The organism is Rathayibacter sp. AC182 (genome assembly GCF_979253875.1).
Genome location: NZ_CEEDEK010000005.1, coordinates 2,248,843 through 2,270,591, shown reverse-complemented (window position 1 = coordinate 2,270,591; position 21,749 = coordinate 2,248,843). Strand labels below are relative to the sequence as shown.

The following is a 21,749-nucleotide window of genomic DNA, read 5'->3' as shown; positions in this document are numbered from 1 at the left end:
CGGGAGGAGCGTCAGCTGGTCGCCATCGTCCCCAGCGTCGCGTCGAGCTCGTAGCTCTGACCGCTGCGGACGTAGGTGATCTGCACGTCGGCGTTCGCGGCCCGAGCGCGCACCTGCGCGGTCAGGTCGGAGGCGTTCGTGATGGGGGTGCCGTCGATCGCGGTGACGATGTCGCCCGCCTTCAGACCGGCCGCCTGCGCGGCACCGCCCGAGGTCACCTCGCGGATCGCGGCGCCGAGGACGTCCTCGGTGGAGTCGGTGACGCTCGCTCCGAGCAGGCCGTGGGTGGCCGACCCGTTCGCGATGATCTCCTTCGCGATGCGCTCCGCGACCGCGCTCGGCACGGCGAAGCCGACTCCGATGTTCCCGCTCTGGATCACCCGAGCTCGAGGAGCCCGCGCTGGCGATCGCCACGTTCACGCCGATCAGCTCGCCGTCGCTGTCGAGCAGGGCACCGCCCGAGTTGCCGGGGTTGATCGCCGCGTCCGTCTGGATGACGGGGAGGAGATCGTGCTCGTGGCCTGGGTCTGCGGGGCCTGACCGGGGATGTCGAAGTTGAACGGGCTGTCGGTGCTGCCGCTGGAGCTGTCGCCCGAGTCGTCGGGCGCCGCCGAGGAGGCGACCTGGATGCTGCGGTTGAGCGCGCTGACGATGCCGTCCGTGACGGTTCCGGAGAGGCCCAGCGGCGCTCCGATGGCCACGGCGGTGTCGCCGACGTTGATCTCGGAGGAGTCGGCGAAGGTGATCGGCGAGAGATCGGTCGCGTCGGTCAGCTTGATCACCGCCAGGTCGAGCGTGGGGTCGGTGCCGACGACGGTGGCGTCGTAGATCCGGCCGTCGCTCGTGGTGACCGTGACGGCGGCGTCCGCGACGCCTCCGTCGAGCGTCACGACGTGGGTGTTGGTGAGGACGTAGCCGTCCTCCGACAGCACGATGCCCGAGCCGGTGCCGGCGGACGAGCCGCCGCTCACCGCGATCGTGACGACGCTCGGAGTGGCCTTCGCCGCCACCGCCGTCGCGGTCGTCGCGTCCTCGGCGTTGTTGACGGTGATGGTCTGCGAGCCGCCGGACGACACCACGCGCGTCGCGGAGCCGTTGGAGGCCGACCAGAGTCCGAACACGCCGGCTCCGGCGACCCCGCCGACGACCGCGCCGATCGCGAGGGCGGCGACGACGCTGACCCCGGCGCGGCGCTTGGGGGCGGCGGGGGCTGCTCCCCGCGGGGCCGAAGGCGCTCGAGGACGGCGGGTTCTCCGAGCTGTGCACCGTGTTCGCGGCGGGCGGCGCGTACTGGCCGTACCGGGGACCGGGGGCCACGGGGCTGCGGCCGGTTCTCCTCGGAGGAGTTCGACGTGTACGGGGCTGCGGCGAGGAAGCGCGCTGCGGCGAGGACTCGGGCAGCGGGACGGTGGGGTGCTCGGACCCGCGGCCCTGCTCGGGGGCCGGGGACGCCTGAGGGCCCGTCGGCGTGGTGGGATCCTCGGGCTGACGGGGACCCTCGTGACTCTCGGTCATGGGTAGTGCTCCTTCCAAGCGGGGATAGCTTGACCAGCGAACCCGGGGGTTCCTTATGACCGGGGCTGGAAGCGGGACTCGAAGACGGCGATGGCGCCACGGTGCAGACTGGTGGCGTGAGCATCCACGGATCCTGGACCCGCGCGGCCGCGGGCGCCGGACTACTCGGGCCCCGCGGCGAGGTCGCCGCCACCGTCTTCAGCGAGATGAGCGCGCTCGCGCAGCGCACGGGGGCGATCAACCTCGGGCAGGGCTTCCCCGACGAGGACGGCCCCCGCGAGGTGCTCGAGACGGCGCGCGAGGCGATCGCGAGCGGTCTGAACCAGTACCCGCCGGGCCCGGGCTTCCCGGCGCTCCGCGGTGCGATCGCGGCGCACCAGAAGCGGTTCCACGGGCTCGAGCCCGATCCCGACGGCGAGGTCCTCGTGACGACCGGAGCGACGGAGGCGCTGGCGGCGACCCTCCTGGCCCTGCTCGAACCGGGCGACGAGGTCGTGACCTTCACTCCGCACTACGACGCCTACGGGGCGCTGATCGCGCTCGCCGGCGGCGTGCACCGGACCGTGCTGCTGCGCGGTCCGGACTTCTCGGTCGATCCCGCCGAGCCTCGCGTCGGCGGTCTCGGACCGCACGCGCATCATCCTCGTCAACGATCCGCACAACCCCACCGGCGCGGTCCTGCCGCACGGGACGCTCGAGCTGATCGTCCGCCTGGCCGAGCGCCACGACGCGGTGATCGTCACCGACGAGGTCTACGAGCACCTGCGCTTCGACGGGCGGCACGTCCCGATCGCGACGCTGCCAGGAGCCTGGGAGCGGACGCTGACGATCTCCTCCGCCGGCAAGACCTTCAGCACCACGGGCTGGAAGATCGGCTGGATCACGGGACCGCGCGAGCTGATCACCGCGGTCCTCGCGGTGAAGCAGTTCCTCACCTACGTCAGCGGCTCCCCGTTCCAGGGCGCCGTCGCCCGCGGTCTGGGCTTGGACGACGTGTTCTTCACGGGGATCGCGTCGACGCTCGAGCGCAAGCGCGACATCCTGTCGGCCGGGCTCGCCGCCGCCGGGTTCGAGGTCGCCCCCTCGCGGGGCGGGTACTTCGTCGTGGCCGACGCCGCGCCTCTCGGGTACTCGGACGGCGTGCAGTTCTGCCGGTCGCTGCCGGAGCTCGCCGGCGTCGTCGCGGTGCCGGTCTCGGCGTTCTGCAGGCCCGAGGACGCGGCGCCCTACCGCTCGCTCGTGCGCTTCGCCTTCTGCAAGCGGTTCGAGGTGCTCGAGGAGGCGGGCCTCCCGGCTCGCGGGCATGCGCGCCTGAGGGGCGGCCGACGGGCGCGGCATCGGGCGGGCGCGGCACGTCCGGCCCGCGCCGGCGCGGGCGGGGTCAGAGCGGACGGACGGTGAAGCGGCGCAGTGCGAGCGCCGGGTTCTTCGCCCGGGCGGCGTCGATCCGCTCGCGCGAGAGCCAGGCGACCGCGACGTCCTCCGCCTCGCCGAGGGTCGCGATCTCGACGCCCATCGGGTCGACGACCATGCTGTTGCCGACACCGATCGGCGGGGTCTGATCGGCCGCGACGAGGTAGATCGTGTTCTCGAGGGCGCGCGCGGTGACGAGCGTGCGCCAGTGCGCCTCCTCGAGCGGGCCCCTGACCCACTCGGCGGGCGCGGCGACCACATCCGCCCCGGCGTCGACGAGCCACCGCGTCACCTCCGGGAAGCGGAGGTCGTAGCAGGTCTGCAGCCCGACGACGAGGTCGCCCACCGCGAAGGTCTCGGGAGCGCCGATCTCGCCGGCGGCGATCCAGTCCGACTCCGTCGACCCGAAGGCGTCGTAGAGGTGGAGCTTGCGGTAGTGCGCGACGAGCCGTCCCTCGGGGTCGACGGCGACGAGCGTGTTGGCGACACGGCGGTCGTCGGCGACGGACTCGACCATGCCGGCGACCACGAAGACGTCGAGCTCCCCGGCCAGGGCGCCCAGCCCGAGCACGAACGGCCCGTCGAGCGGCTCCCCTGCGGCGAGCAGCTCGGGTCCGAGCGGGTCCGAGAAGGAGGAGCTGTACTCCGGGCAGCACGACGACGCGCGCCCTGCGCTGCACGGCCGTCGTGACTGGACGGCGGATGGTGGCGAGGTTCGCGTCGCGGTCGGCGACCGGAGCGAACTGCGCGACGGCGAATCCGATGCCGCCCGCGGCGGGGCCGGTGCTCACGCTCAACTCGGCGGGTAGAGGAAGAGCGGGACGCTCGAGGCCGGCACCGTGCGCGTGTGGTACGAGTGGTCGTTGCCCCAGTTGTACTTCCCGAGCGAGACCGTGCCGTCGGAGTTGACCGACTGCACGTACGCGACGTGGTTGCCCGTGAACCAGGCGACGCTGCCGGGCACCGGGGTGCTGCTGGTCACCCAGCCGTGCGACGCCCACTGGCCCGCCCAGGCGTAGGCGCTGCCTCCGCCCGGGGTCATGTTGCCCCAGGTCCACTTCCACGGAGCGCCCGTGGACCCCTGGTCGCGGTTGAGCCGCCACGCGACGAAGTCGACGCACTCGCGGTAGTAGTAGCGCAACGGCGAGAGTCCGCCGCCCTGGTCGTCCGTGAGCTGATCGCGCCACGGGTAGTCGTCGCCCTCCTCGCGGGGGGTGACCGAGGTGCTGGAGCCCGGAAGGGCCGTGCTCGTGCCGCTCGCAGCGGCCTCCTCTGCCTCCTGGGCCTGCTGCGCCTCGCGGGCGGCGCGGCTCGGCCGCCTCGGCGAGGGCGCGCGCCTGGGCGGCGGCCTCGTCGAGCTGCTGCTGCGTGGGGGCCGTGAACGAGTCGCGGATCACCTGCTCCTGCAGTCGCGGACGCCGAGACGGTGAGCTTCTGCGTGCCGAGTGCGCGGATGCGGCGGCGCGGCCTCGACGGCGGCCTGGGAGTCGTCGGCGGGATCGAACGAGTAGGCGGGGAGCGCCATGACCGCGACCATGCCCGCGATGGCGGCGACGGCGACGGTGCTGACCGCGCCGCGCAGCGCCCGGGCGCCGCGACGGCGGACCGGGGGCACGGACGAGAGGACCGGGGGAACCGACGAGAGGACCGGGGCTGCGACGGACGTCGCGGGATGACCCGGAGCCGCGGGGACGGGAGGCGTCGTCGCGGGGAGCGTCCGCGGGCACGATCGGCACGGCACCGGTCGTGGCGGAGCGGCGGCCGGCGGCGGGGCGCGCCGGTCGGTCGCCGCGGTGGGCGGCGTCGCCCTCGGACGAGTCCGAGCGGGGCTGCTGAGTTCCCGATGCGGAGGAGGACTCGGCCTCCCGGCGGCTGCGCCGGGTGGGGTGGTCGATCGCGCCCGTCCCGTCTCCGGTCGTCGGGCTCTCGTCCACCTGGTCGTCCGTCACCTCGTCACCCTTTTCATCCCGGACGAGAGATACCCCGGGGGGCACCGTCGTCGCAACCGTCCGGCGCGCCCTCACGACGTGCGCAGCGGGTGCGCCAGCTCGTCCGGTCCGAGGCGGGCGAGCAGGAGCGTGACGACCGCGGAGAGTGCCGCGAGGACTCCCACCACGGCGAACGTCCGACCGATGCCGACCGACTCGCCCACCGGGCCCGCGACGGCCATCGAGACCGGCATCAGCGCCAGCGAGACGAAGAAGTCCAGGCTCGAGACCCGGCCCAGCAGAGCCGGCGGCACCCGCTGCTGCAGCAGCGTGCCCCACAGCACCTGCGCGGCCGACCCGGTCACCCCGTCGAGGAACAGGATCGCCGCGATCATCCAGAGCCGGTCGACGAGGCCGAGGAGCGCGAACGGCAGCGTGCCCAGGCCCCACAGCAGGATCATCGTCGTCAGGTAGCGCCGCGGCACCGCGCGAGGAGACGACGAGGGAGCCCACGACGCCTCCCGCTCCGTACGCGGTGAGGGCGAGGGCGTAGCCTCCGGCTCCCGCACCGGTCTGATCGCGCACCGCGAAGGGCACGAGCACCTCGATCGGACCGACCACGAGGAACACGAGGACGACGGCGAACAGCAGCGTCGCCAGGAGCCAGCGCGTCCGCACCATGTAGCCGAACCCCTCGCGCAGGTCGCGGAGTGCGGAGCGCAGCGGTGATCCTCCGGCGGCCGGCGCGCGCTCGACGGGCACGGGTCCCATCAGGAGCAGGGCCGCGAGTCCGAGCGCGTACCCCAGCGCCGCGACGGCGAAGGCGGCCGAGGGAGCGGCCACCGCGATGACCGCCCCCGCGATCGCCGGTCCGGCCGCGCTCTGCGCGATGGGGCGCAGCGCTCCCTCGACGCCGTTCGCGGCGAGCAGCTGATCGGGCGGCAGCAGTCGGGGCAGGATCGCGGAGTACGCGGGGAAGAAGAACGCCTCGCCCACGCCGAGCACGAACGCGATCGCCGTCAGGTGAGCGACGGTGAGCACGCCGCCCGCCGCCAGGCCGACCGCTCCGAGCACCACCATGACCCGGGCGGCCTCCACCGCGACCAGCAGCCGGCGCTGGGGCACGCGGTCGGCGGCCACTCCCCGAGCAGCACGGCGAGCACGAGGCCCGAGGCGCTGGCGGCCGCGACCAGCGAGACGTCGCTCGGCCCGCCGCCCAGGGCGATGACCTGCCAGACCAGCGCGACGATCCAGACACCGCTGGCGACGAGGGACAGCGCGAGCGCGCCGGCGAGGAACCGGTAGCGGCGGGTGCGGAAGGGCCGGAGGGCGCGAGGGCAGCGCGACGGCCATGCGGGTTCCTCCTCCTCGTCGTCCGGAGCCGCCGGCGGTGGTGACGCGGGCAGCCGATCAGAGTAGCGTCCGAGGAGACGGAGCGGCAACGGAGCCGCCCGCGGGCGGAAGAGTGCGCCGTGGTCACGAGCGAGCGCGTGTTCAGCGGTTTCAGCGTCGACGACATCGAGGCCGCGCGGGCCTTCTACGGCGGCGCGCTCGGGTTCGACGTGTCGGTGAACGCGATGGGGATCCTCGAGATCGACCTGCCCGGCGGCGGGCACGCGATCGCCTACCCGAAGCAGGACCACGTCCCCGCGACCTTCACGATCCTCAACCTCGCGAGTCGACTCGGTGGACGACGCGGTCGCCGGGCTGAACGCCGTGGAGTGACCACGAAGATCTACGACGACGACGAGCTGCCGACGGACGCGACCGGAGTGATGCGCGGCCACGGCCCGGACATCGCCTGGTTCCGCGACCCGGCGGGCAACGTGCTCAGCGTGATCGACGCGGGCTGAGCGCCGCGCGGCACACGCTCGGGAGCCGCCCGTTAACGACGAAACCCGGCCTCTGACGAGACCGCTTCGCTTTCCTGTTGCGGGGCAGGATTTGAACCTACGACCTCTGGGTTATGAGCCCAGCGAGCTACCGAACTGCTCCACCCCGCGGCACAAGAAGAAACACTACACGCGGATCGGGAGGAGGCGCAAATCGAGGACGGAGCAGATCGGGGCGCTGCCCGATCAGGAGCGCTTCGAGGCCGTGATCGCGAGCGCGAGCGGCAGCCACTCCTGCTCGGGCCAGGCCCAGGCGCCGTCCTCGCGCTGCACCAGCTGGGGCGCTACGCGCCAGGGTGCGATCGGCTCCTCGCGCAGCTCGGTGATCGAGAGGCCCGCACCGAGCAGGGCGGAGGCGATCGACCCGAGCGAGTGGCTCCACTCGTGGGCGCGATCGTTCTCGAAGGCGACGTCCGTGCCTGCGCAGTCGCCGGCACCCTCGACGACGCGCGGCTCACCGCCGCCGTCGTACGGCTGCTGGAAGCGCGGCTCCGGCCCCTCGGGCGAGCCGGTGAGCACGGCCGCGGCCGGATGCGTGTCGACGAACACGAACGAGCCGCCGGGCGCGAGGAACCACTCGACGATCCGCGCCCACTCGACGAGGTCCGGGAGCCACACGACGGTGCCCCAGGTCGTCACGACGACGTCGAAGGAGTCGGGCTCCGGCAGCATGTGCCGCAGCTCGTAGAGGTTGGAGCAGACGAAACGGGCGCGGCCGGCGAGTCCGAGCTCGGTCGCGAGACGACGCGCCTCGCGGACCGCCGCCATCGAGAAGTCGACGCCGATGACCTCTGCGCCGCGCTGGGCGAGCGCGAGGGTGTCGGCTCCGAAGCGGCACTGCAGGTGCAGGACCCGCTTGCCCTCCCAGCCGCCGGGGGCGACGCGGGCGAGCGACTCCTCCTCGACCGGGAAGAGCCGGCCCGCGCCGCCCCGCAGCGCCGACAGGTCGTAGAACGCGCTGCCGGCGTGCGCGGCGACGCGCTCGTCCCAGAGGGCGCGGTTCAGATCGAGCCACTCCCCCGAGCGCAGGTGCTCGCCCCGGTCCACCTGGACCATCGTGCCACTGCTGCCCCCTCCGCCTCGAGCGCCCGGGGTGAGGGCCTCGGTCAGCTGCTCGTCGGCTGCGGCGAAGGCGGTGAGGTCGCCGTCGCGCAGCGCCGCCTCGCGGGCTGCGAGCGCCGTGCTGGCGTCGGCGAGGGCCTGCTGCAGCGGCGTCTGGTCGCCCGTGCCGGTGTCGGTGTCGGTGCCGCCGGTCTCGGTGTCCGTCCCCGGTCCGCACCGGTGTCGGTACCGGGATCGGTCCCGGTGCCGGTGTCGGGTGTGACCGGGGTGCCGGTGTCGCCCGCGTCCGCGCCCGAGTCCCCGCCGAAGAGGCTGTCGAGAGCCGCGTCGAGGGTGTCCTCGAAGGCGATGTCGTCACCGAACGCGACGAGCACCTTCTGCAGGAGCGGGAAGCTCGTGTCGCCGTTGGAGCTCACGTAGATCGGCTGCACGTAGAGCAGTCCGCCGCCCACCGGGAGGGTGAGCAGGTTGCCCTGGGTCACCGTCGTGTCGCCGCGCGAGAGCAGGGCGAGCTGGTTGGCGACCGTCGGGCCGGTGTTGAACGCGTTCTGCACCTGACCGGGGCCGGGCACCGTGTCGTCGCTCGGGAGCTCGAGCAGCCGCAGGGTCCCGTAGCCGTCGGCGACGCCCTCGGTCGCGCCCGCGTCGGAATCGGCCACGAGGTACCCGGTGAGCACGTTGCGGCTCGCCTGGCTTCCGGGCGTGCTGGCCGGGATGTACGTCGAGTAGAGCGAGTACGACGGCACCTCGACGTCGGGCGTCTGGAGCGTCAGGTAGTACGGGGGCCGCAGCAGTCCCCGCCGACCGCCGCGGCGGTCGAGGTGCCGCTGGTCGGGTCGTTCGGAGTCGACCAGGCCGCCTCGCGCGAGTAGAAGGAGCCCGCGTCCGTGACGTGGTAGGTGCCCAGGACCGCGCGCTGGACCTTGAAGAGGTCCTCGGGGTAGCGGACGTGGCTGAGCAGGTCGGCCGACATCTCGCTGATCGGCTCGACCGTGCTCGGGAAGATCTTCTGCCAGGTCTGCAGGATCGGGTCCTCGGTGTCCCACGCGTAGAGCGTGACGCTGCCGTCGTACGCGTCGACGGCTCGCCTTCACCGAGTTGCGGATGTAGTTGACGTCGTCGGTCGGGAACTGCTGCTGCGTGTTCGTGTCGGCGATCGCCTGCGAGAGGCTCTGCACCTCCGAGTACGGGTACTCGGCGGAGGTGGTGTAGCCGTCGACCACCCAGACCACTCGGCCGTCCACGACGGTCGGGTAGGCGTCGGAGTCGAGCGTCAGGTAGGGGGCCACCTTCTGCACGCGGTCGACCGGATTGCGGTCGTAGAGGATCTGCGACTCGGTGTTGACCCCGTCCGACAGGAAGATCTGCTCGGACTGGAACTTGATCGCGTACACGAGCTTCTTGAACACGTTGTCGAGCGCGGGTCCGCCCTCGCCGTCGAAGGTCGTGTAGGTCTGCTGCTCGCCCTCGGTGCCCGACGGGTAGTCGAGCTCGATGTTGCGGTCGCCGTTCCCGCCGACGATCGAGTACGCCGGGGAGTTCTCGCCGAAGTAGATGCGCGGCTGGTAGTCGCCGAGATCACCGGTGGTCGGCACGCCCGACTCGATGAAGACGGGCTCGCCGTCGGCGGAGCGCTGGTTGCCGTACGCGGCGACCAGTCCGTAGCCGTGGGTGTAGACGAGGGTCTGGTTGTACCAGGTCTGGTTGTTGCCCAGACCGTTGAGGTTCAGCTCGCGGACGCCGACGACCGCGTCCTGGGTCGCGCCGTCGATGCTGTAGCGGTCGACGTCGAGGGCGTTCTGCTCATCGCCGAACGCGTAGTACTGACGGAACTGCTGGAGCTGCGAGAACGCGTCCGTCACGACGGCGGGGTCGAGGATGCGGATGTTCGCGGTGGTCTCGGCGTCGGAGCGCAGCGCGCCCGGCTCGGCGTCGGTGGTCGCGTCGTACGGGATGACCTGGACGTCGTCCACGCCGTACGCCTGGCGGGTCATCTCGATGTTGCGCTGGATGTAGGGCTCCTCGAGCGTGCGCTCGTTGGGCTCGACCTGGAACTTCTGCACGACCCACGGGTAGAGGGAGCCGACGAGCAGGCTCGGGACGATCAGGAGCGCGGTGCCGATGACGGGGAGGCGCCAGCGTCCGATGAACGCGGTGACGACGAAGAGGACCGCGACGAGCACGGCGACGCCGGCGAGGATCTGCAGGCCTCGGGATGGTCGCGTTGACCGACGAGCAGGTCGCTCCGGTGATGCGGGCGCCCTGGTCGGTGAGGGTCGCGTACTGGTCGAGCCAGAGGCTGACGGCCTGCACGAGGAGGTAGAGCGCCGCGATGATCGCGAGCTGGATGCGCGAGGACTTCGAGATCCGGACCTCGCGGCCGTTCACGCGGATCGCGCCGTAGAGGTAGCCCGTGGCCAGAGTGGCGAGCGCCGAGATGATGAGGACCGCCGAGGCGAAGCCGACGAGGCTCTGGTAGAAGGGCAGCTCGAACAGGTAGAAGGACGTGTCCAGCCCGAACTGCGGGTCGATGTCGCCCGAGGGGGTGCGGTTCCAGAAGGTCGGGCTGGTCTGCCAGCGCGACGCCGACGAGACGCCCGCGAACAGTCCCAGGACCGCGGGGATGCCGAAGGTCGCCAGACGGCGCAGCGGCTCCACGACCTGCTGGTAGCGGTCGATCTGCGAGTTGAGCTTCGCGTAGACCGGGCGCAGGCGGTAGGCCAGCGTGAGGCTGATGAAGACCGGGATCGCCATGGCGGCGAAGCCGATGACGAAGAGCCCGCCGGCCGCCGCCCACTGCGTCGTGAGGACGGAGAGGAAGCCGAGCTGGTCGTACCAGAGGATGTCGGTGTAGAGACCGGCGAAGACGAAGAACGCCACCACCAGAACGGCCACCACCACGACAGTGACGGCGAGGACGCTCCGTCTCTTCCGCTGCGGGGTTTCGGTTGCTGTGGAACTCACGGATAGGCCTCTTGCTGTCGAGATGTGAGGGGAGGCCACCCATGCTATGCGACGGGTGCGGGCCCCACCTGAGCGTCGGCCTCGACAGCAGGAGGCGCGCGTCAGCCGATCGGAGTCGCCCCGTCGCAGGTGGGCAGTCCCGAGACGTCGCCGGAGGCGATGCCGTCGAGCGCGGCGAGCGCCTCGTCGAGCGTCGCCACGCTGAGCACGTCGATGCCGTCCGGCACGTGCCCGACGACCTCGCCGCAGTTCTGCGCGGGAGCGAGGAACCAGTCGGCGCCCGCCGCCACCGCGCCGAACATCTTCTGCCGGATGCCGCCGATGGGCCCGACCTCGCCCGTCCGCGTCGATGGTGCCGGTGCCCGCCACCTCCTCGCCGCCGTTGAGCGAGCCCTCGGTGAGCTTGTCGATGATGCCGAGGGCGAACATCATGCCCGCGCTCGGGCCGCCGACGTCGTTCAGCTGGATGTCGACCTCGAAGGGGAAGTCGAAGGCCAGGCCGGCGACGATGCCGATCACCGCGGCGCCGTCGCTGTCGACGGGCACCACCTCGACGTCCTGGCGCGCGCCGTCGCGCTCGATCGTGAGGTCGACCGGGACACCGGCACCGGACGCCTGCACGGCGTCGCGGGAGAGCGGCGACGTGCGGACACGGGGGCGCCCTCGACCGCGACGACCGCGTCGCCCGGCTCGAGCACGTCGACGGAGGGCGAGTCCTCCGGGATCTGCACGACCGACACCTGCTGGGCGACCGGATAGCCGAGCTCGGTCAGCGCCACGGCGATCGCCTCCTGCTGCGAGTCGGTCATCTCGGCCTGGTTGGCCTCGTCGCGCTCCTGCACCGTGACCGATCTCGGGAAGATCGACTCCACCGGGACGACGGCCTTGCTGCGGTCGAACCAGGCGCCGACGATCTCGACCCAGTTGGGCAGGCTCTCGGGATTCCCGACGACCGAGACGGTCAGCATGTCGAGCGTGCCGGTCGCGGGTAGGTGGGCTCGTCGGGGATGGAGATGAGCGGGACGTCCTCGCCGTCGGCCTCGCTGGTGCCGAGGGTGTCGAAGACGGGACCCGGCTGCTCGATGACGTAAGGGGCGGGCGCGATGCCCAGCGCGACCACCAGGGCGACGCCCGAGAACAGCACGGTCGGTCCCACCCACGCCCGCTTCCCGCGTGAGGGCGAGTGCCGGGGATCGTCGGAGAACAGCGTCACGGGGGCCTTCCTCAGGGCGTGCGGGGAAGCTCCGCCGGAGTGTTCGCGGCGGGCGGAAGCGGGCCCTGCGGCTGCGGTCGTCTTCAGGCCGATCGCCCGGGCACTCGGGCTAACGTAGCTTGCACGACTGGGAGTCGAGTCACGATCCCGCGCCCGTCACGGGCGTTCACCCGAACGACGGAGGGCTGATCCGAATGGCCGCAGGCGACAGTGCTGACCGACCCGGCGAGGGGTCGGAGGACGAGTTCCGCGAGATGCTGAGCCGGTTCCTCTCGGGTGACGGTCCGATCGATCCGTCGCAGCTCGCGGGCGCCGCCGGACTCCCGAACGACCCGGTCGCCCTGCAGAACCTGCTCTCGCAGCTGCAGCGCGCGATGCAGCAGAACGGCGACGGCATCAACTGGACGCTCGCGAGCGAGCAGGCCAAGCAGCTCGCCCGCGCCGACCTGCGCCGGTCACGGACTCAGTGCGGGCCCCCTTCGACGCGGCCTTCGGCGTCGCGGCCCTCTGGCTGGACGAGGTCGCCTACGTCTCGGAGCTCTCCCGCCCGCCGCGCACGATCAGCCGCCTCGAGTGGATCTCGCTCACGATGCCGGTGTGGACGCAGCTCGCCGAGCCCGTCGCCCTGAGCATCTCGGACGCGCTGACCCGCGTGATGCGCGAGCAGGCGCCGGAGGAGATGCGCGAGATGATCGCCGGAGCCGAGGGCATGATGCGCGGCATCGGCGGAACGCTCTTCGCCCTCCAGCTCGGCCAGGTCGTCGGGCAGCTCGCCGCGGAGGTCGTCTCGGGAGGCGAGCATCGGGATCCCCCTGCTCGAGGAGAACGACGCCGCGATCCTGCCGCAGAACGTGGCCGCGTTCGGCGAGGGACTCGACATCCCGATCGACCAGGTGCAGATCTACCTGGCCGTGCGCGAGCTCGCTCACGCCCGCCTCTTCCGCCACGGCAAGTGGCTCCGACTGGCCCTCATCTCGCAGATCACCGACTTCGCGCGCGGCATCAGCATCGACACCACCCGCCTCGAGGAGCTCGCCGGGAACTTCGACCCGTCGAACCCCGAGGAGCTGCGCGACGCGATGACCTCCGGCGCGCTGATCCCGCCCAAGACCGAGGAGCAGCTCGCGGCGCACGGCCGCCTCGAGACGGTCCTCGCGCTGATCGAGGGCCGGGTCGACGTCGTGACCGCGGCCGCGACCACCCGCCTGCCCAGCGCCGGGGCGATCGCCGAGACCGTCCGCCGCCGCCGCGCCTCGGGCGGCCCGGCCGAGTCCGCGTTCGCGACGCTCGTCGGCCTGGAGCTGCGCCCGCGCCGGCTCCGCGACGCCGCCGCCATGTGGCAGGCGGTGACCGACGCCGTCGGACCGGAGGCGCGCGACAGCCTGTGGTCGCACCCCGATCTGCTGCCGGGTTCCGAGGATCTCGACGACCCGAGCCGCCTCGTGGCCCGCCTGAGCGCGGAGGCCCGCGGCGAGACCCCGGAGCCCGACGAGATGGACCGCGCGCTCGAGGAGCTGCTCAACGGCGGCACCCCCGACGCTCCCCCGGCCGACGGAGCGGGCGACGGCCCGGACGACGCGGCCGGCCCGACGGGCGACCGCCCGGTCTGATCGCCTCCCGGCGGCGGGACCTGTGGAGAACTCCCCGGCCCCGCCGCCGACTCGGCCATGCTCTCGGCACGGTCCTCCGACTCGATCCCCGGTTCCCTGCTCCTCTGGCGCTCAGCGACCGCGATGCAGGTCGGGCTCGACCGCCCGCACGTGGTCCTCGACGGCGTCGGCTACGCGGAGGAGCTGCTGCTGCACGCGCTGCGGGTGGGCACCAGCGCCGGAACCGCGCGGCTGATCGCGCGGCGGGCGGGCGCGTCCGACGAGCGGATCGACGAGCTGCTCGAAGCGCTGCGCCCGGTGCTGTCGCGCAACGTCTCACCCGGCCCTCCCCCGCACCGCGCGTGGTCGTCGAGGGCGACGGCACCGCGGCGGACGCCCTGCGGAGCCTGCTGCGTGGCGAGGGCTGCGAGCTGGTCGGGGAGGACGCGGTGCCCGACGTCGCCGTGCTGCTGGCCGACTTCGCGGTCGCTCCGGTCCGGGCCGCGCACTGGCTGGCCGCCGACGTGCCCCACCTGGCGGTCGTCTTCGGCGACGAGGCGGTGCGGGTCGGGCCGCTGGTCGAACCGGGCGCGGGCCCGTGCCTGCACTGCGCCGAGCGCGACCGGATCGACCTCGATCCCGAGTGGCCGCGGCTCGTCATCCAGGTGCTCGGCCGACGCGCGCCGACCCGACCGCGCTCGCGAGCGCCGCGATCGCCGTCGTGGCGGCCGACGCCGTGCTGCGCCGCGTCCTCGCGGGCGGGACGGCGCTGAGCGACCGGGAGCGGATCTACTCCGACGCCTCGGGCGGCTTCAGCGAGCGGCGGCTGGAGCCGCACCGCGAGTGCGCGTGCCGAGCTCTTCCAGGAAGCGGGACGGCTCCCTCCGCGTCACCCGGCCCACCGTCGAGCGCGACCACGAGAGGCGCAGGCGCCGCCGCGCGCGGGTGATGCCGACGTAGAGCAGGCGGCGCTCCTCGTCGATGCCCTCGGAGTCCGCTCGCGTAGGAGATGGGGAGCAGTCCCTCCGAGAGGCCCATCAGGTGGACCGAGTCCCACCCGAGGCCCTCGGCCGAGTGGATGGTCGCGAGGGTGACCGCCGCGCGGTCCGGCTCGTGGTGCACCTGCTGCCGGGCGAGGAGGTCGTCGGTGAACTGCCGGAACGTCCAGTCGGCGGGAGCCTCGTCGACGAGGCGGGCGAGGGTGTCGAGCGACTCCCACCGATCGCGCACGGCACCGGGGCCGACGGCGGCTCCGCGCTCCAGCCGAGCGAGCGGAGGACGTCGCTGACCGACTTGAAGAGCGGCTCCCCCGCGATCGAGACGGAGGCGGCGCGCAGCTGCATCACCGCCTGCTTCACCTCCGGCAGGTCGAAGAACCGCTTGCCGCCGCGCATGTACGCGCTGACACCGCGCTCGGTGAGGGCGTGCTCGAGCACCGCCGACTGCGAGTTGGTGCGGAACAGGATCGCGATGTCGGAGGGCCGCACTCCGCCTCGATGTCGGCGGCGACGCGGGCGGCCACTTCGCGCGCCTCCGCGATGTCGTCGGGGTACGCGTCGATCGACGGCTCCGGCGCCTCGCCCTTCTCGACCGCGTGCAGCACGAGCGCACCCGGGCGCCCGCGCATGAGCCGGTTCGCGGTCTGCACGATCGGGGTCGCGGACCGGTAGTTCTCCTCGAGGCGCACCACGGTGGCGGCGGGCCAGTGCGCGGGGAAGTCGAGGAGGTAGTCCGCCCGCGCGCCGGCGAAGGAGTAGATGGTCTGGCTCGCGTCGCCCACGACGCAGAGGTCGCTCCGGTCGCCCAGCCAGAGCTCGAGCAGCCGCTGCTGCAACGGGTTCACGTCCTGGTACTCGTCGACGACGAAGAAGCGGTACTGCTCGCGCACCTGCATGGCCATCGCGGGCTCGGACTCGAGCATGCCGGCGGTGACGAGGAGCACGTCCTCGAAGTCGATCTGCCGGCGCTGGTCCTTCAGCCCCTCGTACTCGTCGACCAGGGCGACGGTCTGATCGAGCGTGAGCCGACCGGGCAGGGTCCGCGTGCGCGCGGCGACGGCGTACTGCTCGAGCGACAGCGCCGAGACCTTCCGCCACTCGATCTCGGCCGAGAGGTCGCGCAGCGTCGCGGTGTCGAGCTTGAGACGGAGCCGCTCGGCCGCGTGGCCCAGCAGGCGGGCCTTGCCGTCCAGCAGCTGGGGCATCGTGCCGCCGACCAGCTGCGGCCAGAAGTAGCCGAGCTGCGAGAGCGCGGCGGCGTGGAACGTGCGCGCCTGCACCCCTCCTGCACCGAGGACGCGCAGGCGCAGAGCGCAGCTCCGCGGCCGAGCGGCTCGTGAAGGTCAGCGCCATCACGCGGCCCGGGGTGTAGACGCCCGTGGCCACGCCGTGCGCGATGCGGTGCGTGATGGTGCGGGTCTTTCCGGTGCCCGCTCCCGCGAGCACACAGACCGGCCCGAGCAGCGCCTCCGCCGCCTCCCGCTGCCCCTCGTCGAGCCCGTCGAGCAGGCTCACGCGATGGGCCCGTTCTCGAGCTCGCCCCCGTACCAGTCCTCGATCATGGCGCGGGCGATGGAGGAGCGGCCGGGCAAAAGCACCGACTCGAGCGAGTCGCGCAGCTGGTCGCGGGTGAACCAGCGCAGGTCGACGATCTCCTCGCCGTCCGGTCGCAGCGCCGCGGGCTCCTGATCGGGCGCGAGGCGGGCGGTGAAGCCGACCATCAGCGACGCGGGGAACGGCCACGGCTGCGAGCCGAGATAGGCGGGGTCGACGACGCGCATGCCCGACTCCTCGAAGATCTCGCGCACGACGGCCGCCTCGAGCGACTCGCCCGGCTCGACGAAGCCGGCGAGCAGCGAGAAGCGGTCGCTCCCCCACATGGCGTTCGAGCCCAGGGAGCAGGCGGTCGTCGGCGTCGAGGACGCAGACGATGATCGCGGGGTCGGTCCGCGGGAAGACCTGGCTGCCGTCGGTCGGCGAGCGGCGGACCCAGCCGCCCTGCTCGACGACGGTCGGGTCGCCGTTGCGCGGGGAGTAGGCGTGCACGGCGTGCCAGTTAGCCATCGCGAGCGCCTCGGCGAAGAGGCCCGCGTCGCGGCGGCTGAGGCGCTCGGCGATCGGGCGCAGCTGGCTCCAGCGCGACTCGTCGGGCTCGAGCTCGAGGGCGGCCGCCTCGGTCAGCACGGTGGCGACGACCGGCGTGCCCGCGGGCTCGCCGTCGGCGTCGACCGTGGTCCGACCGAGGTAGACGCGGAGCGTGCCTGAGGTGACGGAGTCGGCCCTCTGCAGCGCGAGGCGGTCGCCGTCGACCAGGGCGCGGTCCTTCCGCAGGGCCAGGACGCGCGTCGCCGGGTCGGCGAGAAGCTCGTCGTAGAGGTCGGGACGGGCTCGGGAGAGGTAGTCGCGGTCGACGGCCTGGCGAGCGAGCGGGAGGCGATCGGTGAAGGGCGTGGTCATTCGGGGGCTCTTTCCAGGAGGCGGTGCCGCGGGACGGGAGACGCCCGCGGGTCGGTCCGCAGCGGGTCGGCGTCCGGCGGTGCCGGGGCCGGATCCCGAGCACGGCATCGGCGGGAGAGCGCGTGGCGGTCGGGCCGGTCGGGCGCGGAGCGACCTAACCTAGAACCCATGGCCAGATCCCATCTCACTCTAGCCGCGCTGGCCACTTCGGCCGTCGAGGGCCTCGACGTCCGGACCGCGCGAGCGTTCACCCACTCGACCCACGGCGACTTCGACTCGGCGCTCGTCACCAGCCGCGACGGCGCCCGCCTGCTCGTGCGGGTGCCGACCTCCGCTCTGGCCGAGCAGGAGCAGCTCGGCGACCTCGTGGCGCTGCGGGCGCTGACCGCGGGGATCCGCAGCCGACTGCCCTTCGACCTGCACACGAGCGTCGGTCAGGCCCCCTACGACGGCACGCGCGCCGTCGTCTACGAGTTCCTCGACGGCGACCGCGTGCTCATCGACGACGTCGCCCTCGAGCGGACTCGCCGACTCGGTCGGCCGCGCGATCGGCGCGATCCACTCGCTGCCCGCGTCGTTCGTGCAGGAGGCGGGACTGCCCGTCGCCACCGCCCGCGACAGCCTGAACGAGACCGTCGCCGTGATCGAGCGCGCCGCCGACACGGGCACGTGCCCGCCGCGCTCGTCGCCCGGTGGGAGACCGCCTCGTCGGACGAGGCCCTCTGGCGGTTCGATCCGACGGTCGTCAACGGCTCGATGACCTCCGACTCGTTCCTGCGCTCCGGCGACGTCGTGACCGCGGTGCTCGGCTGGGCCGCCCTGCGCGTGGGCGATCCCGCCCGCGATCTGCACTGGCTCCTCAGCGCCCCCGGCGCCGGGACCGCCTTCGCCGCCTACTCGCGGATGCGCGCGGGAGCGGTCGACCTGGACCCTCCGCCAGCGGGCGCAGCTCTACGCCGAGCTCGAGCTCGCGCGCTGGCTGCTGCACGGCACCGAGACCGACGACTCGGCGATCGTCGACGACGCGGTCGCGATGCTCGACACCCTCGTCGACAGCGTGCTGGGCGACCTGTCGGCTCCGCTCTCGACCGACACCGGGCCGGTGCTCGAGGTCTCGGAGGTCGAGGAGCTGCTGAACCGCACTCCCGGCGCCCGGACGGGCTCTCACGGACGCGGCCTCGCCCCCAGGGCCGAGGAGAGCGACTCCGACAGCTCGCGCTCCGAGTAGAAGCGCTCGGGCCGGAGCACCAGGTCGTCGGCGACGAAGTAGAACACGGCGTCGATGCTCTCCAGCGGCACGCCCTTCCACTTCGCGAAGGCGAGCCGGTAGAGCGCGAGCTGGAACTGCTTGAGCTCGAGGTCGGCGGCGTCCTCCGGCGCACGCCCGGTCTTCCAGTCGACGATCTGGAAGCCGTCGCCGTCGGGGTACACCGCGTCGATCTTGCAGACCACGACGTGCTCGGCGAGCTGCAGGTGGATCTCGATCTCGACGGCCTCCGGGCGGCGGTCCGCCCACTCCGACCGCTCGAAGGTCTCGACGAGGGCCGCGAGCCGCTCCTGCTCCACCGTCGTCGCGCCCGGATCGTCGAGCTCGTCGGGGAAGGTGTCGACCGCCTCCGCCTCGCCCTGGATGCCGAAGCGGTTCTCGACCCACGAGTGGAAGGTCGTGCCGAGCCGGGTCTGCCGGTACGGCCGCTCCGGCATCGGCCGGCGCAGCTGCGCGGCGACCTCCTCGGGAGCGCTCACCACGTCCTTGAACCGCGAGGCCGGGATGCGGACGGGCAGCGCGACGCGCTCGCCGCCGGCGAGGCGGACGGCCCGCTCGGCGAGCAGCAGCCGGACGTCCTCGCCGCGCGCACCGAGGAGGGCCGGCTCGGCCAGGCGGACCCGCCCGGCTGCGGCGCGGACCCGCTCACCGCGCGAGCCCAGCGGATCGTGGGGCCAGCGGAAGGTCCGCGGGGCCCGCTCGAGCGGGTTCTCGAGGTTCGCGGGCTCGATGGGGAGCTCCGGGAGGGTGCCGGCCTCGGCGAGGTCGCGGAGGAAGACCCCCGGACCGCGGGGCTTGGACTGACCCGCCCACCACGATCCGCTCAGCAGGAGGTGGTGACGGGCGCGGGTGACGGCGACGTAGGCCAGCCGGCGCTCCTCCGCCTCGTTGCGCTCGCGCAGGACGGCGCCGAAGTCGCCGATCGCGTCGACCACGTCCTTCTGGGTCTCGCAGCCGCGCCAGTCGAGGTCCGGCAGCTCGGCGGCGTCGCCGCGAAAGGCGTACGGCATCGCGCCCAGGCGCACCCAGCCGCGGAACCCCTCGACAGGGTGCCGGGAGCTCGCCGTCGACCATGCGCGGCACCGCGACGAGGTCCCACTCCAGACCCTTCGAGCCGTGGATGGTGAGCAGCTGCACGGTGCCGGGCTCGGGATCCTCCGGGCGGGGCGCCAGGCCGTCGCGCTTGTCGGCGAGGACGAGCCAGCGGAGGAAGCCGCGGAGGGACGAGCCGGTGCCGGCACCCCGGTCGTCGGTCTGCAGATAGCCGGAGACGGCGTCGCGGAAGGCCTCGAGATTGGCCCGGCCCTCGCTGCGCGACTCGTTGGCCTCCACCTCGATGTCGAGTCCGAGCTCCTGCTCGACGAGGGTGGTGAAGTCGAGGAGGTCCAGGCCCGCACGGGCCCGGAGCCGCGCGAACAGGGTGCCGGCGTCGTGCAGCCGCGAGAGCCCCGCCTCGCTGAAGGCCGACAGTGCGGAGTGGTCGATCCGGCCGTCCTCCCCCGGTCGACGCGACGCGATGAAGTCGAGCGCCTCGATGATCGAGCCGCCCTCCCCCTCGGTGACGGACGCGCGCATCCGCTCGCGCACCTCCTCGGGGAGCAGGCGGTGCGCGTGATCGCGCGACGCGAGCCAGGAGGCGAGATCGCGGAGGGCGCGCAGGTCGCGCACTCCGATCCGCCAGCGCGCTCCGGCGAGCAGGCGCACGAGCTCGCTGCCCGCGGCCGGATCCTCCACGACGGTGAGGGCCGCGACCAGGTCGGCGATCTCGGGCTGGCGGAGGAGCCCGCCGATCCCGAGGATGTGGTACCTGACCCCGTGCTTCGCCAGCGCGGCGGCGAAGCGGTCCATGTGCGCGCGGACGCGGAAGAGCGCCGCGGCCGAGGGCGGCTCCGGGCTCTCGGCGAGGCGGCCCGCGAACCAACGCGCGACATCGTCGGCCTCCTCCTCGATCGTCTCGGGGAAGGTCAGCTCGACCGGGTGCCCGCTCGCCGCGGGACCGGCGGCGAGACGGTCGACGGGGACCGCGCTGCCCGCCGCGAGCGGCTCGACCACCGCGCTTCGCCGCCGCCAGGACGCCGTGCCCGTTCCGCCAGCTCGTCGAGAGCGAGAAGCGCGCCGCCGAGCCGAAGTCGACGCCGAAGCGGCCGAGCCCTCGGCGCTCGCCCCGCGCCAGCCGTAGATCGATTGGTGCGGGTCGCCGACCGCCATCACGCCCTGCTCGGCGAAGAGGCGCGAGAGCAGTCGCGTCTGCAGCACCGAGGTGTCCTGGTACTCGTCGAGCAGCACCACCCGGTACCGCGCCCGGTGCTCGTCGATGAGCTTCGGCACCCTCTCGGTGATCCGCAGGGCGAGGGCGACCTGGTCCGAGAACTCCACGAAGCCGCGCTCGGCCTTCGCCTCCTGGAACCGCCCGGCGAGCGCGGTGAGGACGGGCAGCGCGCCGACGGCCTGGACCGCCTTCTCGACGTCGCGGTAGGCGCCGCTGCCCTTGGAGCCCCGGGCAGTCCGCCGATGCGCACGAAGTCCTCGGCGAAGGCGGCGACCTCCGCGGGGTCGGCCAGGTTGTCGGCGAGGTCGTGCGCGAGGGACACGACGAGGTCGGTGAGGCGGTCGACGCTCGCCTCGACCTCGAGGATCCGCGGATCGGCAGTGTCGGCGACCACTCCGCGCGCCAGGTGCCACGCCGACGCCTCCGACAGCACGGTCGCATCGCCCTCGCGGCCGATCAGCGCCGCGTTGTCGCGGAAGATCGTGTTCGCGAAGGCGTTGTAGGTCGAGACGGTCGGGGCGTCGAACGGATCGGGCTCCGTCCGCCCGTCGGCGAGCGGGAGCAGCCCGGCGGCACCGAGCTGGTCGATGCGGCGGCCGATGCGCTCGCCGAGCTCGGCGGCCGCCTTCCGCGTGAAGGTGAGTCCGAGCACCTCGGAGGGAGCGGCCATGCCGTTCGCCAGCAGCCAGAGCACGCGGTTCGCCATGGTCTCGGTCTTGCCGCTGCCCGCACCCGCGACGACGAGCGCCGGCGAGAGCGGCGCCTCGATCACGGCGCGCTGCTCGGCCGTCGGCGGGCGCAGATCGAGCTTCTCGGCGATGGTCAGGGCGTCGATCACGCGCTCGGCTCTCCTCGTCGACGGCGTCGTCCTGATCCTCCTCGGGCTCGACCTCGTCGAGCGCCAGGAGTGCCGTCGCCCGAGACCTCGGGCACGGCGTGCAGGCGGTACCGGAGGGAGTCGCCCGGCGAGAACGGCACGGCGTCGAGCAGGCCCGAGAAGGCGGGAGCGGCCATCCCGGTCGCGGCGGCACGCACCCGCTCGCGCAGGCGCCTCGGGCTCCTCCTCGCCGAAGCGCGGCTGCACCACCTCGCGGTAGCGCTTGCCGCCCACCCCGCCCGAGACGAACAGCAGCTTGGCGCCGCCGCGCGCCGCCTGCCCCGCCGCCTCGATGGCGCCGCTCG

18 protein-coding genes, 1 tRNA gene and 8 pseudogenes are annotated in these 21,749 nt (G+C 73.1%); 6 read left to right on the top strand and 21 right to left on the bottom strand.

The annotated features are described in order from the left end of the window. Positions 1 to 11 precede the first annotated feature (11 nt). Positions 12 to 380 (bottom strand): S1C family serine protease, encoded by a 369-nt coding sequence (locus AC0CII_RS24060; protein WP_465230810.1) that lies wholly within the window; start codon positions 378 to 380, stop codon positions 12 to 14. Positions 381 to 671: 291 nt separating this feature from the next. Then, positions 672 to 971, bottom strand: a pseudogene (locus AC0CII_RS24055) (S1C family serine protease); the annotation flags it as partial. Positions 972 to 1,631: 660 nt separating this feature from the next. Here AC0CII_RS24055 and AC0CII_RS24050 point away from each other — a divergent pair. Continuing rightward, positions 1,632 to 2,799 (top strand): annotated as a pseudogene (locus AC0CII_RS24050) (aminotransferase class I/II-fold pyridoxal phosphate-dependent enzyme); the annotation flags it as partial. 97 nt (positions 2,800 to 2,896) lie between these two features. Here AC0CII_RS24050 and AC0CII_RS24045 read toward each other — a convergent pair. Together AC0CII_RS24045 and AC0CII_RS24040 are read right to left on the bottom strand one after the other, a co-directional pair. Then, a complete protein-coding gene (locus AC0CII_RS24045; RefSeq protein ID WP_465230809.1) occupies positions 2,897 to 3,499 on the bottom strand; it encodes a nitrilase-related carbon-nitrogen hydrolase in 603 nt (200 codons plus the stop codon). A 222-nt stretch (positions 3,500 to 3,721) separates the two neighbouring features. Further along, complete coding sequence (locus AC0CII_RS24040) at positions 3,722 to 4,069, bottom strand: CHAP domain-containing protein (protein WP_465230808.1); 348 nt, start codon at positions 4,067 to 4,069, stop codon at positions 3,722 to 3,724. Positions 4,070 to 4,142: 73 nt separating this feature from the next. Between AC0CII_RS24040 and AC0CII_RS24035 the strand changes: the two genes are divergently transcribed. Continuing rightward, the gene (locus tag AC0CII_RS24035; RefSeq protein WP_465230807.1) at positions 4,143 to 4,358 is read left to right on the top strand and encodes a hypothetical protein; all 216 of its coding nucleotides are present in this window, start codon (positions 4,143 to 4,145) and stop codon (positions 4,356 to 4,358) included. On the opposite strand, the gene AC0CII_RS24030 is transcribed toward AC0CII_RS24035, so the two are convergent. The 4 genes and pseudogenes from AC0CII_RS24030 to AC0CII_RS24015 form a co-directional block, all read right to left on the bottom strand. Next, positions 4,322 to 4,543, bottom strand: a complete 222-nt coding sequence (locus AC0CII_RS24030; protein WP_465230806.1) for a hypothetical protein — start codon at positions 4,541 to 4,543, stop codon at positions 4,322 to 4,324. The two genes, AC0CII_RS24035 and AC0CII_RS24030, sit on opposite strands and share 37 nt — an antisense overlap. 405 nt (positions 4,544 to 4,948) lie before the next feature. Continuing rightward, positions 4,949 to 5,425 carry a hypothetical protein gene (locus tag AC0CII_RS24025; RefSeq protein ID WP_465230805.1) on the bottom strand — a complete coding sequence of 159 codons (477 nt, stop codon included), beginning with the start codon at positions 5,423 to 5,425 and terminating at the stop codon, positions 4,949 to 4,951. Beyond that, a pseudogene (locus AC0CII_RS24020) lies at positions 5,409 to 5,954 on the bottom strand (MFS transporter); the annotation flags it as partial. The gene AC0CII_RS24025 and the pseudogene AC0CII_RS24020, both read right to left, overlap by 17 nt. Continuing rightward, on the bottom strand, positions 5,876 to 6,298 hold the full coding sequence (locus AC0CII_RS24015) for a hypothetical protein (RefSeq protein ID WP_465230804.1): 423 nt from the start codon (positions 6,296 to 6,298) through the stop codon (positions 5,876 to 5,878). The gene AC0CII_RS24015 and the pseudogene AC0CII_RS24020, both read right to left, overlap by 79 nt. A 30-nt stretch (positions 6,299 to 6,328) precedes the next feature. Here AC0CII_RS24015 and AC0CII_RS24010 point away from each other — a divergent pair, with 30 nt between their 5' ends. Beyond that, entirely contained in the window at positions 6,329 to 6,709 is a 381-nt protein-coding gene (locus AC0CII_RS24010; protein WP_465230803.1) for a VOC family protein, read from the top strand. Between the two features lie 77 nt (positions 6,710 to 6,786). Here AC0CII_RS24010 and AC0CII_RS24005 read toward each other — a convergent pair. The 6 genes and pseudogenes from AC0CII_RS24005 to AC0CII_RS23980 all read right to left on the bottom strand — a co-directional run bounded on the left by AC0CII_RS24005 (position 6,787) and on the right by AC0CII_RS23980 (position 11,987). Further along, positions 6,787 to 6,859: transfer RNA gene (locus AC0CII_RS24005), tRNA-Met, on the bottom strand. Between the two features lie 75 nt (positions 6,860 to 6,934). Beyond that, positions 6,935 to 7,795, bottom strand: a complete 861-nt coding sequence (locus tag AC0CII_RS24000) for a class I SAM-dependent methyltransferase (RefSeq protein ID WP_465231081.1) — start codon at positions 7,793 to 7,795, stop codon at positions 6,935 to 6,937. 48 nt (positions 7,796 to 7,843) lie between these two features. Beyond that, a pseudogene (locus AC0CII_RS23995) lies at positions 7,844 to 10,774 on the bottom strand (UPF0182 family membrane protein); the annotation flags it as partial. A 101-nt stretch (positions 10,775 to 10,875) separates the two neighbouring features. Continuing rightward, on the bottom strand, positions 10,876 to 11,076 hold the full coding sequence (locus AC0CII_RS23990) for a hypothetical protein (protein ID WP_465230802.1): 201 nt from the start codon (positions 11,074 to 11,076) through the stop codon (positions 10,876 to 10,878). Between the two features lie 213 nt (positions 11,077 to 11,289). Beyond that, entirely contained in the window at positions 11,290 to 11,742 is a 453-nt protein-coding gene (locus tag AC0CII_RS23985; RefSeq protein WP_465230801.1) for a hypothetical protein, read from the bottom strand. Further along, entirely contained in the window at positions 11,736 to 11,987 is a 252-nt protein-coding gene (locus AC0CII_RS23980) for a hypothetical protein (protein WP_465230800.1), read from the bottom strand. Before AC0CII_RS23980 ends, AC0CII_RS23985 begins: the two co-directional genes overlap by 7 nt. A gap of 194 nt (positions 11,988 to 12,181) precedes the next feature. On the opposite strand from AC0CII_RS23980, the pseudogene AC0CII_RS23975 reads away from it, so the two are divergent. Both AC0CII_RS23975 and AC0CII_RS23970 read left to right on the top strand, forming a co-directional pair. After that, positions 12,182 to 13,597, top strand: a pseudogene (locus tag AC0CII_RS23975) (zinc-dependent metalloprotease). Positions 13,598 to 13,938: 341 nt separating this feature from the next. Beyond that, complete coding sequence (locus AC0CII_RS23970; protein WP_465230799.1) at positions 13,939 to 14,349, top strand: hypothetical protein; 411 nt, start codon at positions 13,939 to 13,941, stop codon at positions 14,347 to 14,349. A 39-nt stretch (positions 14,350 to 14,388) separates the two neighbouring features. Here the strand turns inward: AC0CII_RS23970 and AC0CII_RS23965 are convergent. The 3 genes and pseudogenes from AC0CII_RS23965 to AC0CII_RS23955 form a co-directional block, all read right to left on the bottom strand. Next, positions 14,389 to 16,089 (bottom strand): annotated as a pseudogene (locus tag AC0CII_RS23965) (ATP-dependent helicase). Further along, a pseudogene (nudC, locus tag AC0CII_RS23960) lies at positions 16,086 to 17,031 on the bottom strand (NAD(+) diphosphatase). Before nudC ends, AC0CII_RS23965 begins: the two co-directional pseudogenes overlap by 4 nt. 189 nt (positions 17,032 to 17,220) lie before the next feature. After that, positions 17,221 to 17,883, bottom strand: a complete 663-nt coding sequence (locus AC0CII_RS23955) for a hypothetical protein (RefSeq protein ID WP_465230798.1) — start codon at positions 17,881 to 17,883, stop codon at positions 17,221 to 17,223. 181 nt (positions 17,884 to 18,064) lie between these two features. Between AC0CII_RS23955 and AC0CII_RS23950 the strand changes: the two genes are divergently transcribed. Further along, entirely contained in the window at positions 18,065 to 18,259 is a 195-nt protein-coding gene (locus AC0CII_RS23950; RefSeq protein ID WP_465230797.1) for a hypothetical protein, read from the top strand. Here AC0CII_RS23950 and AC0CII_RS23945 read toward each other — a convergent pair. The 4 genes and pseudogenes from AC0CII_RS23945 to AC0CII_RS23930 all read right to left on the bottom strand — a co-directional run bounded on the left by AC0CII_RS23945 (position 18,196) and on the right by AC0CII_RS23930 (position 21,602). Then, positions 18,196 to 18,780 (bottom strand): PD-(D/E)XK nuclease family protein, encoded by a 585-nt coding sequence (locus AC0CII_RS23945; protein ID WP_465231080.1) that lies wholly within the window; start codon positions 18,778 to 18,780, stop codon positions 18,196 to 18,198. The genes AC0CII_RS23950 and AC0CII_RS23945 overlap by 64 nt on opposite strands. Before the next feature lie 163 nt (positions 18,781 to 18,943). Beyond that, a complete protein-coding gene (locus AC0CII_RS23940) occupies positions 18,944 to 20,674 on the bottom strand; it encodes a UvrD-helicase domain-containing protein (RefSeq protein WP_465231079.1) in 1,731 nt (576 codons plus the stop codon). Positions 20,675 to 20,964: 290 nt separating this feature from the next. Next, positions 20,965 to 21,405, bottom strand: a pseudogene (locus tag AC0CII_RS23935) (UvrD-helicase domain-containing protein); the annotation flags it as partial. Further along, positions 21,402 to 21,602 carry a hypothetical protein gene (locus AC0CII_RS23930; protein ID WP_465231151.1) on the bottom strand — a complete coding sequence of 67 codons (201 nt, stop codon included), beginning with the start codon at positions 21,600 to 21,602 and terminating at the stop codon, positions 21,402 to 21,404. The pseudogene AC0CII_RS23935 and the gene AC0CII_RS23930, both read right to left, overlap by 4 nt. Positions 21,603 to 21,749: the final 147 nt, after the last annotated feature.

Excerpts from the sequence above, each read along its gene's own strand:
- AC0CII_RS23950 (WP_465230797.1), top strand. The coding sequence starts at position 18,065 with ATGCTCGACACCCTCGTCGACAGCGTGCTGGGCGACCTGTCGGCTCCG.
- AC0CII_RS23990 (WP_465230802.1), bottom strand. The coding sequence starts at position 11,076 with ATGTTCGGCGCGGTGGCGGCGGGCGCCGACTGGTTCCTCGCTCCCGCG.
- AC0CII_RS23985 (WP_465230801.1), bottom strand. The coding sequence starts at position 11,742 with ATGCTGACCGTCTCGGTCGTCGGGAATCCCGAGAGCCTGCCCAACTGG.